Source organism: Candidatus Pelagibacter sp. HIMB1517, assembly GCF_052047895.1.
Classification (GTDB): Bacteria; Pseudomonadota; Alphaproteobacteria; order Pelagibacterales; family Pelagibacteraceae; genus HIMB114.
The window spans coordinates 73232-84116 of sequence record NZ_JBNAIW010000007.1 but is presented as its reverse complement, the minus strand read 5'-3'; the positions used below and the strand labels follow the sequence as shown (position 1 = coordinate 84116).

Genomic DNA, 10885 nt, shown 5'->3' with positions numbered 1-10885 from the left:
TTAATAACGGGGTTAATTATTTAATAACTAGATATACATATTTATGAACAATATAGATATTAAAATTAAAGGAATTTTATACTTACTCACTTAATTCAAGATAAGCGGATATAAAAATTTAAGTCTAATAATTTATTGTTAAAATTGTAACGTTTATAGATAAAATTTAAATTTTTTTAACTCTATTGATATAAAGTTGTTATAAAATCTTTATAAACATATTTATGAACAAAACTTTCAACTTTTTCTTAGTTTCAGACTCTACTGGAGAAACTCTTGATAGAATTTATTTAGCATTAAAAGCTCAGTTTCCAGATAATAACTACAAAATTCATCATTTTGCTTTCATGAGAACAACTACTCAAACTGCAACATTAATTGAAGCATGCAAAAAAGCAAAAAACCCTATTATTCTTTATACACTTGTAGAAAAACAAACCACAAATCATATCATTAATGAATGCAAAACATTTAATATCCCATGTTTTGGCTTATTAGACTATTTAATTCCACAATTTGAAAAAATTTTTGGGCAGAAGGCAACCCTCAAACCAAGTGGGCAACATCAATTAAATAAAGAATATTATAAAAAAATAGAAGCAATGCAATTTACATTGCAGCATGATGATGGACAAAGATTGGATACGGCCGTAGACGCAGATATTATAATTTTTGGAGTAAGCAGAACCAGTAAAACACCAACTTCTATTTATTTAGGTGAAAGAGGTTATAAGGTTTCTAATATACCACTTGTTCTTCATCAAACTTTACCTGAAGATATTTATAAATCCAAAGCTGTAAAAGTTGGTTTAACAATTGATCCAAAAAGACTTTCAGATGTAAGAAAAACAAGAATTACAATTTTAAAAGATAAAAAATCGTCAACTTATGCTGATATGAGCAATATTGAAAAAGAAATAGATGAAGCAAAGAAATTATTTAATTCAAAAAAAATACCAATAATTGATGTAACAAGAAAATCTGTGGAAGAAAGCGCTGCTTCAATTATTAAAATTTTTGAAATAGAAAAACAAAAAATTAATGATTAATAAGGTAATTTTAGCTTCTAATAGCGGAATTAGATTTACAATTTTAAAAAACAATAACTATGATGTTAAACAATACTCATCTGGTGTGGATGAAGACGAAATTAAATTATCATTAATAGACAATGGTGCCACTCCGCTACAAATTGCAAAAAACTTAGCTGAACTTAAAGCAAACAGAGTAAGTTCTAAGTTTTTAAATGACGTAGTAATTGGTGCAGATCAAACCTTAGATTTAAATGGAAAAAATATTGATAAGCCAAAAAATTTAGAAAATGCCAAAAATATTTTACACAACCTAAATAACCAAACACATATGCTTCATTCAGCAATCTGTGTATCTAGGGCAGGAAGCATGATTTCTCACTTCCACGATACATGCCTTTTAAAAATGAAGAAATTATCAGATAAAGAAATATCAAATTATTTGGAAAAAATTGAGTTAGAAACCATGTTAAAATATGGAGTATATCAAATTGAAGGCCCAGGAAAAAATTTGTTTGAAAAAATTGATGGTGATATTGATTCAATTCAAGGATTGCCAATGAAACAACTTAAACCTTATCTTGATAAATTATCGTGAAAAAACTTTGTGTAATAGGAAATCCAATAGAACACTCGCTGTCTCCAAAAATTCATAATATCTGGATAAAGCAAAATAAGTTAGATTTTATCTATGAAAAAAAATTATTAGAAAAAGAAGACTTACAAAAAATTATCAAAGAATTAAAAGAAGACAACCTTTTTGGTTGCAATGTTACTGTGCCATTCAAACAAAATATTATCGAGTATGTAGACGAATTATCTGCAGTCTCGCTTAAAACTAACTCTGTTAACACATTGTATAAGTCAGGAAGTAAAATTATCGGTCACAATACAGATGTCATGGGTTTTCAAAAATCTTTAGAGGATTTAAAATTTAATTTTAAAAATAAATCAGTTTTTTTAATAGGAGCAGGCGGTGTATCACCATCAATAATAGAAGCATTAAATAATTTGGGTATTGGTAAAATTACTGTAACCAATAGATCAGAAGAAAAATTAAAAAAATTATCCGACTTATATGACAATTTAGAAATTATTGACTGGGAAAAGATAAAAGATGCCGATGTTTATATAAATGCGACAAGCGTAGGATTAAATAAAAACGATAAATTAAATTTAGATTTAACGGGTATCAAAAATAAATTATTTTATGATGTGATTTATAATCCCGAAAAAACAAATTTTTTGGAAGATGCGGAAAAAAATAATAACAGGATTGCTAACGGAAAAATGATGTTTTTATACCAAGCACAAGCATCATTTAAAATATGGACTGGAGTTGAGCCCGTTATTACTGATGAGGTTATAAAAACTTTAAATGATTAGAATTGCAGTCTTGGGTGATATCGGATCAGGCAAGTCTTTTTTTGCTAAACAATTGAATATTCCTTTATTTAACGCTGATAATGCTGTTTCTGACTTATACCAAAGTAGTAGAAATTTATATGCTAAACTAAAAAAATCATTTCCAAAATATATTTCTAAATTTCCAATTGATAAAGATGATTTAGTAAAAATTATAAATCAAAACCCAACCAACTTAAAAAAAATTATAAAAATTGTGCACCCATTAGTAAGAAAGGAAATGAATAAATTTTTAAAAAAAAATAAAAACAAAAAAGTTGTCGTTTTAGACATACCTTTGTTTTTAGAAAATAAATTAAATTTAAATACAGATATTTTAGTTTTTATAGATCCTTTAAAAAATAAAATGTTGACTAAATTAAAAAAAAGAAAAAATTTCAATTTAAAAATATATAAATTACTAAAATCAGTACAATTACCTTTAGATTTAAAAAAAGAAAAAGCGGACTTTGTGGTTAAAAATAATTTTAATAGTGCAAAGATTAAAAAAGACGCTAAAAATTTATTAGATAAGATAATTATATGAAAGAAATTTTATTGGATACAGAAACAACAGGTTTATCATCAGTAAATGATAAAATTATAGAAATTGCCTGCATAGAAATTGAGGACCATATTCCTACAGGTGAAAAGTTTCATGTTTTTTTGAATCCAGAAATGGAAATATCCCAAGGTGCTTATGATACTCATGGTATCTCAAAAGAATTTTTAAAGGATAAGCCAAAATTTAATGATGTAGCCAAAGACTTCATAAAATTTATAGGTGGCAAGAAGCTAGTGATCCATAATGCTGAGTTTGATTTAGCATTTTTAAATAAAGAGCTCAAAGAAGTTGGCGAGAAACAAATCTCAAAAGACAGTATCGTTGATACTCTTAATGTAGCTAGAGAAAAGTTTCCTGGGGCACAAAATAGCCTTGATGCGTTGTGTAAGCGTTTTAAGATAGATAACTCAAGAAGACAAAAACATTCCGCCCTTTTAGACTGTGAATTATTAGCTAAAGTCTACATAGAATTATTTGAAAAGAAAGAACCCACTTTTGAGTTTGATTCAAACGTACAAGATGAATCTATTAAAAATGTTAAAAATATAAAAGACCGAAAACAAATTATAGTTCAAATTACAGATGAGGAAAAAAGATTACACAAAGAGTTTCTTCAAAAAGAATTACCAAAATCTACCATGCTTAATTAGCAAATTGTTGTTTATATAATTCTTCAAAATCTATCTGTTTATTAAAATTAAAGTTTGTAAATCCAGTTTTTTGAAACAAAGATGTTATGATATCTTTCATATATTCAAAATTATCTGTTGGGATTTTTACAAGTACAATTTTTTTTACTTCTTCAGCTGTCATTTTTGGATCTGTGAGTTTAAAAATAATTGAAATACATACTTCCGCATGAATTTTATTTTGTATAGTCTGGGGTGCCTCAAGTTTAAAATTACAGTCTATTGCTATCAGATTATTTTTGTGAGGATTGCTATTTAGCTCTAGTTTAGTTGAATACTCACCAAGATTTTGAGCAGCATCAACGAAGCTATCTGGAGTTGGTATTTCAAAAGATATGTCTTTTATATATTTCGCAACTACTTCGTATTTTTTTTGATCATTATTTGTCTCGCTCATTAATTTCCTCCGCTTCTATCTCTATCGTGTTTACATCACGGTTGTTTGATTTATTTAAATTTTCATCGTTAATAAATATCTTTAAAATTATATTTCTAGTAAAGGGTATAAGTAATAAAACACCAATGGTGTCTGTAAAAAAACCAGGAATTATTAAAAACAGAGCGGCAATAATTAAACAAAAACCACTCAGGATTTCTTTAAATGGAGTTTGATCATTTCTTAAACTGTTTACAGCCGAATATAATGTTGAGATTCCTTGTAGTTTAACAAAATATAGGCCGGCAGCTGCGGTTAATAAAGTTGCTAGTATGGTATTGAAAGCTCCAATAACAGCACCTATCTTAATCATGAAATATATTTCAATTAATGGAACAAATATTAAAAATAGTATTGTAAATTGCATTTATTATTGAAATAATTACTTTTTAAGAAATTACAAGAATGAGCGAAAATTTTGGATATATCGACATAATACTTCTCGCAATAATGGCGGGATTTATTTTATTGAGATTAAGAAGCACATTGGGCAAAGGTGCTGACAATATGCCTATGAAAGCAAGATTTACCCAAGCCCAATCTAATGAAGAGTTTACCAAACCCATTATTAAAGATGAAATAAAACAAGACACAATAAAATTTGATGAAAAAACTTTTATAAAAGGAGCAGAAGCGGCTTATGAAATTATAATTAATGCTTTTGCAAAAGGAGATCGAAAGGCTTTAAAACCTTTGCTTACGAAAGATTTATATAAAAACTTTGAAGGCGTGATTAAAGAAAGAGAGAGTAAAAAAATCACTTCTCAGATGTCGTTTATTGGAATTAAAGAGACTAAAATTTTAGATATTGATAACAAAGATACTTTTTACAAAGTAAAAACAAAGTTTGTAAGTGAAATCGTGAATTGTTTAAAGAGTGATAAAGGTGAAATAATTGAAGGAAACCCAGAAGAAATCAAATTAGTTACAGATGTTTGGGTATTTGAAAAAGATTTAAAAAATAATGATCCAACTTGGTATTTAACAGAGTTATCAAGTGAAGAAGAAACCAAACATTAAGCCAACAAAAGAAGATCTTAAAGATTGGGAATCTTTTATAGAAAATATTAATAGCATAGAAGACAAAGACGCCCCTCTCGATAATTCAATTATAGAAAAAAATAATGATAGATTATTTGATATTCGAAAAGATCTTCATGGTCTTAAAATGCATGAAGCTCTAGATGTCGTATCCAATACTATTAACGATGCAATTGTGAGAAAAGTTAGGAAGATATTATTTATTACAGGAAAAGGCCTTCATTCTAATAAAGAGCAAGATCCATATGCTTCTAAGGATTTAAGCTTACTCAGATATGCTGTTCCTGAGTATATTGAAAACAATTTTTCTGATCATGTTATTAAAATTGAACAAAGTCCGATCAAACTTGGTGGGTCAGGATCGATAATTGTGTTTTTAAAAAAATTATAAAATAAATTTTGATAAATCTTTATCTTTAGCAATATCACCTAAATGCTTATCGACATAAGCTTTATTAATTAAAACTTTTTCACCGCTTTTATCAGGTGCATCAAAACTGATATCATCTAAAATTTTTTCTAAAATTGTATGAAGTCTTCTTGCTCCAATATTCTCGATTGTAGAGTTGATATGAGTAGATATTTCTGCGATGGCTTCTATTGCATCATCTGTAAATTCAAGTGTTACTTTTTCAGTTCCAAGCAGTGCAGTGTATTGCTTAATTAAACTGTTATCAGGCTCTTTTAAAATTTTAATAAAATCTTCTTTAGTTAATGCATTAAGCTCTACTCTAATTGGAAGTCTTCCTTGTAATTCTGGCAATAGATCAGAAGGCTTAGCTAATTGAAATGCACCAGAAGCGATAAAAAGAATATGATCAGTTTTTATAGGACCGTGTTTAGTGTTTACTGTTGTCCCTTCAATTAATGGAAGTAAATCTCGTTGTACTCCTTCTCTTGAAACATCAGCTCCAGATCTACCATCTGATCTTGCAGAAACTTTATCGATCTCATCAAGAAAAACAATTCCGTTATTTTCAGCTGCAAATTTTGCTTCCTTTAAAACTTGATCATTATCCATTAATTTATCAGACTCTTCTTCAATAAGGTAATCGTACGATTCTTTGACAGTCATTTTTTTCTTTTTCTTCTTAGTCATGCCTTTTCCAAAAATATCTCCAATGCTTACCATTCCAACGCTACCCTGCATTCCTGGAATATCAAAAGATGGCATTTGAGGGCTGTCTTGAACAGAAATTTCAATCTCGTTGTTATCTAAATCACCTGCCCTTAATCTTTTTCTGTAACTTTCTTTAGTTGCGCTACTTGCATTTTTGCCAACTAGTACTTCAAGTACTCTTTCCTCAGCAGACATTTGTGCTTTGGCTAAAACTTCTTTTCGTTTTCTTTCTTTTACTAATGCAATTGAAATTTCAATTAAATCTCTGATAATCTGTTCTACATCCTTACCAACGTATCCGACTTCTGTAAATTTTGTGGCTTCTACCTTGATAAATGGTGCCTCAGCTAATTTAGATAATCTTCTTGAAATTTCAGTTTTACCAACACCAGTTGGACCAATCATTAAAATGTTTTTTGGCAAAACTTCTTCACGAATTTCTTCAGGTAACTCTTGTCGTCTCCATCTATTTCTCAAAGCTATAGCAACAGCTCTTTTTGCTTCTGATTGACCAATTACAAAACGGTCAAGTTCGGAGACAATTTCTCTTGGTGAGAATGAAACAATTTTTTGATTTTCTTCCATTAAAGTTTTTCGATTGTAATATTGTGATTTGTGAAAACACAAATGTCAGCTGCGATTTCTATTGATTTTTTTGCAATTTCTTCGGCTGTTTTTTTAGGATCATCAATCATTGCTCTAGCTGCAGCTAAAGCATAATTTCCACCTGATCCAATTGCAATAATACCGTGCTCTGGTTCTAAAACATCTCCGTTACCGCTAATGATAAAACTACTTTCTTTATCTGCTACGGCCATTAAAGCTTCTAACCTTCTTAAATATTTATCTGATCTCCAGTCTTTAGCTAATTCAACAGCAGCTCTAGTTAATTGACCGCCATGCTTTTCTAATTTTGCTTCTAATCTTTCAAATAGTGTAAATGCATCCGCAGTTGATCCGGCAAATCCAGCAATGACATCTCTTTTTTCTATTTTACGAACTTTCTTAGCTGTGCTTTTCATCACAGTATTGCCAATACTTACTTGTCCATCACCTGCAACAACAACATCGTTTCCTTTTCTTATAAGAACGATCGTTGTTCCGTGCCAATCTAGCTTGTCTTTATTTTGCTCCATTTTCAATATATGTGGTTATTATTCTTTTATCTTCAAGGTGTTAATTTAATTCTTAATGAGGTAAATACTTCAGTAAATTATGAGAAAAGGTTCAATTAAAAGAGAAACAAAAGAAACTTCAATTAATGTTGAAGTAAACTTAGACGGTACTGGTCAGTCCAAGATTAATACAGGTATTGGTTTTCTTGATCATATGATGGAACAAATTGCTAAACATTCTCTAATAGACATAAATCTAGAGGCCAAAGGTGATTTACACATTGATCTTCATCATACAACAGAAGATAGCGGTATAGCCTTTGGAGAAGCTTTGAAAGAGGCTCTAGGCGATAAAAAAGGAATTAAAAGGTATGCAAGTGCAACCATACCAATGGATGAAACATTAAGTCGTGTTTCTTTGGATTTATCAAATCGCCCTTATTTAGTTTGGAAAGTAAAACTTGCTGTAGAAAAACTTGGCGAGATGGATACTGAATTATTTAAAGAATGGTATCACGCATTCTCACAAAGCGCAGGTATCACTTTGCACGTTGAAAATATTTACGGTGATAATTCTCACCACATTATAGAGTCTTGTTATAAAGGCTTAGCTAGAGCTTTAAGAGAAGCTGTTACAGTCGATCCTAGAGCTGAAAATATAATACCATCGACCAAAGGTACTATTTAGCAATTAATGAAAATAGCTATCATTGATTATGAGTCTGGCAATTTAAAGTCGGTCTCAAAAGCAGTTGAACTAGCTTCAAACAATATTTTAAATAAATCTAATGTTAAAATTATTAATTCAGCAAATGAATTAAAAAATTTTGACAAAATAGTGCTACCTGGCCAAGGATCATTTAAACAATGTTATCAATCTCTTTTATTAATCGAAGGAATGATTGATGAGCTAACCTGTGCTATTTTAGAAAAACAAAAACCAATTTTAGGTATTTGTGTTGGTATGCAATTATTTTCTTCATTTGGAGAAGAGGATGGAGGAAGCAAAGGCTTTGATTGGATCAAAGGTAAAGTAAACAAAATTAACTTAACAGATAAGAATTTAAAATTACCTCATATGGGTTGGAATAATATTAGTATTAATCAAAAATCAAAATTGTTTTCAGGAATTAATAATGAAAGTCATTTTTATTTTGTTCATAGCTTTGCTTTTGATGTTGAAAATGACCAATTTATCTCTGCTACTACTAATTATTCAACTGAAATTGTATCGGCAGTTGAAAAGGATAATGTTTTTGGGACTCAATTTCACCCAGAAAAAAGTCAGGCAAATGGTATAAAAATATTAGAAAATTTTGTTAAATTATAATGATTATTTATCCAGCTATAGATCTTCAAGATGGAAAATGTGTAAGATTAACCAAAGGTGATTTTGAACAACAAACAGTTTATTCAAGGTCTCCTATTGAACAAGCTAAAGCCTTTGAGGATAAAGGTTTTGAATTTTTGCATGTAGTTGATCTTGACCGAACAATTCACAAAGAAAAGTCTAATTTAAAAACAATTAAAGAAATTATTCAAAGCACTGGTTTAAAAGTTCAAGTTGGTGGTGGGTTGAGAACAAAAGATACTGTTGAAGAAGTAATTGATCTTGGAGTTGAGAATGCGGTGATGGGAACTGCTGCAGTAAATGATCCAGATTTATTAATTGAAATATCTCAAAAGTATAAAAATAAAATTTCAGTAGGTCTTGATGTTAGAGATAAAATGATTGCTCTAAAGGGATGGAAAGATCAAACAGAAATTTCATGTTTTGATTTTTTAGAAACTATTAAAAACCTGCCTTTAAAAAGTATTATCTTTACTGACATCAATAAGGATGGAATGAAACAAGGAATTAATATTGAAGACACACTCAAAATGGCTGAGAGTTCAAATATTCCAGTAACAGCATCAGGTGGTGTATCAAGCATTGATGATATTAAGCTGATCAAGTCACAAAAGAAAATCTCAGGTGTTGTTGTTGGAAAAGCGATTTATGATGGCTTAATTGATCTAAATGAATTGGTAAAATTTAATGCTTAAAAAAAGAATTATACCCTGTTTAGATGTTAAAGATGGAAGGGTTGTTAAGGGTATTAATTTTGTTGATCTTATTGATGCAGGAGACCCTGTAGAACAAGCTTCAGTTTATAATAAAAATGGTGCTGATGAGATCTGTTTTCTAGATATTACGGCATCAAGTGATAAAAGAGATATTTTATTAGATACGGTAAAAAAAACGGCCGAGTGTTGTTTTGTGCCTTTAACGGTTGGTGGTGGCGTAAGATCAATTCAAGATATTAGAAAACTTTTATTAGCTGGTGCAGATAAAGTTTCTATTAATACTGCAGCAATTAAAAATCCTGAGCTAATAAAAGAAAGTTCAAATAAATTTGGTTCTCAATGTATTGTTGTTGCGATTGATGCGAAAAAAACTGCAGAAAATAAATGGACTGTGTTTACCCATGGTGGAAGAGAAGCAACAGAGCTTGATGCAGTAGAATTTGCTAAATTAGCAGAAAAAAATGGTGCAGGAGAAATTCTTTTAACCTCTATGGACAGAGATGGAACTAAAGAGGGTTATGATATTGAATTAACAAAAAAAATATCAAGTAGTTTAAATATTCCAGTTATAGCTTCAGGTGGAGTTGGTAACCTTGAGCATTTAAAAGATGGTATTTTAGATGGTGGTGCAAGTGCAGTATTAGCTGCCTCCATATTTCACTTTGGGGAATATTCAATTCAAGAGGCAAAAGAGTATTTAAAAAAAGAAAATGTTCCTGTAAGATTATAGCATGTTTGAGGTCTTAGAAGGTTTAGTTAAAACAATACGAGAAAGAAAAAACTCATCAGAACATGAGTCTTATACAAAAAAATTATTAGATAATAACAGTCTTTGCCGTGAGAAAGTCATGGAGGAGATCAAAGAACTGATCGATGCACTAAATGAGAAGAAAAATGAAGTGCACGAGGCAGCTGATGTTATGTATCATATTCTTGTTTTGTTAGAGGCAAACAATGTGAAAGTCGAAGATGTCATGAATGAATTAAAGAAAAGAGAAGGCGTTTCTGGCCTTGTAGAAAAAGCTAACAGAAAAAGACAATGAGTTACGATACAAATAATATCTTTGCAAAAATATTAAGAGGTGAAATTCCTTGTGATAAAGTATTTGAAAATGATCATGCTTTAGCATTCAATGATATTAGTCCGCAGGCCAAAGTACATGTTTTGGTTATTCCAAAAGGCGCTTACACTGATGTTGATGATTTTTCTAAAAATGCATCTAAAGATGAAATTGCTTCATTAATGCAAGCTGTAGCTGAAGTATGTAAAATTACAAAAGTATCTTTAACTGAAGGCGGTAATGGTTTTAGATTAATTGCAAATACTGGTCCAGATGGTAGCCAAGAAGTGCCTCACTTTCACTATCATGTTATGGGTGGTGAACCAATGGGTCTAAGAGGTTTAAGAAAAAATTAA

General features: G+C 29.9%; 17 protein-coding genes. 13 read left to right on the top strand and 4 right to left on the bottom strand.

Annotation, left to right across the window (positions count from 1 at the left end; translation table 11 throughout):
- Window positions 1–224 precede the first annotated feature (224 nt).
- From ACTTAT_RS04630 to dnaQ, 5 genes are read left to right on the top strand one after another with little or no spacing between them, the layout of a single operon-like run.
- Window positions 225–1049 carry a pyruvate, water dikinase regulatory protein gene (locus ACTTAT_RS04630; RefSeq protein ID WP_440679913.1) on the top strand — a complete coding sequence of 275 codons (825 nt, stop codon included), beginning with the start codon at window positions 225–227 and terminating at the stop codon, window positions 1047–1049.
- Window positions 1042–1629 carry a Maf family protein gene (locus tag ACTTAT_RS04625; RefSeq protein WP_440679912.1) on the top strand — a complete coding sequence of 196 codons (588 nt, stop codon included), beginning with the start codon at window positions 1042–1044 and terminating at the stop codon, window positions 1627–1629. The genes ACTTAT_RS04630 and ACTTAT_RS04625 overlap by 8 nt, the downstream gene beginning before the upstream one ends.
- Window positions 1626–2417: a shikimate dehydrogenase gene (aroE, locus tag ACTTAT_RS04620; RefSeq protein ID WP_440679911.1), complete on the top strand. Its 792-nt coding sequence runs from the start codon at window positions 1626–1628 to the stop codon at window positions 2415–2417. The genes ACTTAT_RS04625 and aroE overlap by 4 nt, the downstream gene beginning before the upstream one ends.
- Entirely contained in the window at window positions 2410–2982 is a 573-nt protein-coding gene (coaE, locus tag ACTTAT_RS04615; protein WP_440679910.1) for a dephospho-CoA kinase, read from the top strand. Before aroE ends, coaE begins: the two co-directional genes overlap by 8 nt.
- Entirely contained in the window at window positions 2979–3650 is a 672-nt protein-coding gene (gene dnaQ / locus ACTTAT_RS04610; RefSeq protein WP_440679909.1) for a DNA polymerase III subunit epsilon, read from the top strand. The genes coaE and dnaQ overlap by 4 nt, the downstream gene beginning before the upstream one ends.
- Here the strand turns inward: dnaQ and ACTTAT_RS04605 are convergent.
- Together ACTTAT_RS04605 and ACTTAT_RS04600 are read right to left on the bottom strand one after the other, a co-directional pair.
- Entirely contained in the window at window positions 3643–4086 is a 444-nt protein-coding gene (locus tag ACTTAT_RS04605; RefSeq protein WP_440679907.1) for a protein-export chaperone SecB, read from the bottom strand. The two genes, dnaQ and ACTTAT_RS04605, sit on opposite strands and share 8 nt — an antisense overlap.
- Window positions 4070–4492, bottom strand: coding sequence for an FxsA family protein (locus tag ACTTAT_RS04600; protein ID WP_440679906.1), 423 nt, complete (start codon window positions 4490–4492; stop codon window positions 4070–4072). The genes ACTTAT_RS04605 and ACTTAT_RS04600 overlap by 17 nt, the downstream gene beginning before the upstream one ends.
- Window positions 4493–4530: 38 nt before the next feature.
- On the opposite strand from ACTTAT_RS04600, the gene ACTTAT_RS04595 reads away from it, so the two are divergent.
- Window positions 4531–5145: a Tim44/TimA family putative adaptor protein gene (locus ACTTAT_RS04595; protein ID WP_440679905.1), complete on the top strand. Its 615-nt coding sequence runs from the start codon at window positions 4531–4533 to the stop codon at window positions 5143–5145.
- Window positions 5123–5557, top strand: coding sequence for a Smr/MutS family protein (locus ACTTAT_RS04590; RefSeq protein ID WP_440679904.1), 435 nt, complete (start codon window positions 5123–5125; stop codon window positions 5555–5557). The genes ACTTAT_RS04595 and ACTTAT_RS04590 overlap by 23 nt, the downstream gene beginning before the upstream one ends.
- Here ACTTAT_RS04590 and hslU read toward each other — a convergent pair.
- Complete coding sequence (hslU, locus tag ACTTAT_RS04585; protein WP_440679915.1) at window positions 5552–6853, bottom strand: ATP-dependent protease ATPase subunit HslU; 1302 nt, start codon at window positions 6851–6853, stop codon at window positions 5552–5554. The two genes, ACTTAT_RS04590 and hslU, sit on opposite strands and share 6 nt — an antisense overlap.
- A gap of 17 nt (window positions 6854–6870) precedes the next feature.
- Window positions 6871–7422 carry an ATP-dependent protease subunit HslV gene (hslV, locus tag ACTTAT_RS04580; RefSeq protein ID WP_440679903.1) on the bottom strand — a complete coding sequence of 184 codons (552 nt, stop codon included), beginning with the start codon at window positions 7420–7422 and terminating at the stop codon, window positions 6871–6873.
- Window positions 7423–7501: 79 nt separating this feature from the next.
- On the opposite strand from hslV, the gene hisB reads away from it, so the two are divergent.
- Genes hisB through ACTTAT_RS04550 form a run of 6 tightly spaced genes read left to right on the top strand, consistent with a single transcriptional unit; the run spans window position 7502 to window position 10885 of the window.
- Window positions 7502–8089 carry an imidazoleglycerol-phosphate dehydratase HisB gene (gene hisB / locus ACTTAT_RS04575; RefSeq protein ID WP_440679902.1) on the top strand — a complete coding sequence of 196 codons (588 nt, stop codon included), beginning with the start codon at window positions 7502–7504 and terminating at the stop codon, window positions 8087–8089.
- Between the two features lie 6 nt (window positions 8090–8095).
- Window positions 8096–8731: an imidazole glycerol phosphate synthase subunit HisH gene (gene hisH / locus ACTTAT_RS04570; protein ID WP_440679901.1), complete on the top strand. Its 636-nt coding sequence runs from the start codon at window positions 8096–8098 to the stop codon at window positions 8729–8731.
- Window positions 8731–9447: a 1-(5-phosphoribosyl)-5-[(5-phosphoribosylamino)methylideneamino]imidazole-4-carboxamide isomerase gene (hisA, locus tag ACTTAT_RS04565; protein WP_440679900.1), complete on the top strand. Its 717-nt coding sequence runs from the start codon at window positions 8731–8733 to the stop codon at window positions 9445–9447. Before hisH ends, hisA begins: the two co-directional genes overlap by 1 nt.
- On the top strand, window positions 9440–10198 hold the full coding sequence (hisF, locus tag ACTTAT_RS04560) for an imidazole glycerol phosphate synthase subunit HisF (RefSeq protein WP_440679899.1): 759 nt from the start codon (window positions 9440–9442) through the stop codon (window positions 10196–10198). The genes hisA and hisF overlap by 8 nt, the downstream gene beginning before the upstream one ends.
- A gap of 1 nt (window position 10199) precedes the next feature.
- A complete protein-coding gene (gene hisE / locus ACTTAT_RS04555; protein WP_440679898.1) occupies window positions 10200–10511 on the top strand; it encodes a phosphoribosyl-ATP diphosphatase in 312 nt (103 codons plus the stop codon).
- A complete protein-coding gene (locus ACTTAT_RS04550) occupies window positions 10508–10885 on the top strand; it encodes a histidine triad nucleotide-binding protein (protein ID WP_440679897.1) in 378 nt (125 codons plus the stop codon). Before hisE ends, ACTTAT_RS04550 begins: the two co-directional genes overlap by 4 nt.

Excerpts from the sequence above, each read along its gene's own strand:
- ACTTAT_RS04625 (WP_440679912.1), top strand. The coding sequence starts at position 1,042 with ATGATTAATAAGGTAATTTTAGCTTCTAATAGCGGAATTAGATTTACA.
- hisB (WP_440679902.1), top strand. The coding sequence starts at position 7,502 with ATGAGAAAAGGTTCAATTAAAAGAGAAACAAAAGAAACTTCAATTAAT.
- hisE (WP_440679898.1), top strand. The coding sequence starts at position 10,200 with ATGTTTGAGGTCTTAGAAGGTTTAGTTAAAACAATACGAGAAAGAAAA.
- coaE (WP_440679910.1), top strand. The coding sequence starts at position 2,410 with ATGATTAGAATTGCAGTCTTGGGTGATATCGGATCAGGCAAGTCTTTT.
- hisA (WP_440679900.1), top strand. The coding sequence starts at position 8,731 with ATGATTATTTATCCAGCTATAGATCTTCAAGATGGAAAATGTGTAAGA.
- ACTTAT_RS04600 (WP_440679906.1), bottom strand. The coding sequence starts at position 4,492 with ATGCAATTTACAATACTATTTTTAATATTTGTTCCATTAATTGAAATA.
- ACTTAT_RS04595 (WP_440679905.1), top strand. The coding sequence starts at position 4,531 with ATGAGCGAAAATTTTGGATATATCGACATAATACTTCTCGCAATAATG.
- hisF (WP_440679899.1), top strand. The coding sequence starts at position 9,440 with ATGCTTAAAAAAAGAATTATACCCTGTTTAGATGTTAAAGATGGAAGG.
- hslV (WP_440679903.1), bottom strand. The coding sequence starts at position 7,422 with ATGGAGCAAAATAAAGACAAGCTAGATTGGCACGGAACAACGATCGTT.
- ACTTAT_RS04605 (WP_440679907.1), bottom strand. The coding sequence starts at position 4,086 with ATGAGCGAGACAAATAATGATCAAAAAAAATACGAAGTAGTTGCGAAA.
- ACTTAT_RS04550 (WP_440679897.1), top strand. The coding sequence starts at position 10,508 with ATGAGTTACGATACAAATAATATCTTTGCAAAAATATTAAGAGGTGAA.
- dnaQ (WP_440679909.1), top strand. The coding sequence starts at position 2,979 with ATGAAAGAAATTTTATTGGATACAGAAACAACAGGTTTATCATCAGTA.
- hisH (WP_440679901.1), top strand. The coding sequence starts at position 8,096 with ATGAAAATAGCTATCATTGATTATGAGTCTGGCAATTTAAAGTCGGTC.
- ACTTAT_RS04630 (WP_440679913.1), top strand. The coding sequence starts at position 225 with ATGAACAAAACTTTCAACTTTTTCTTAGTTTCAGACTCTACTGGAGAA.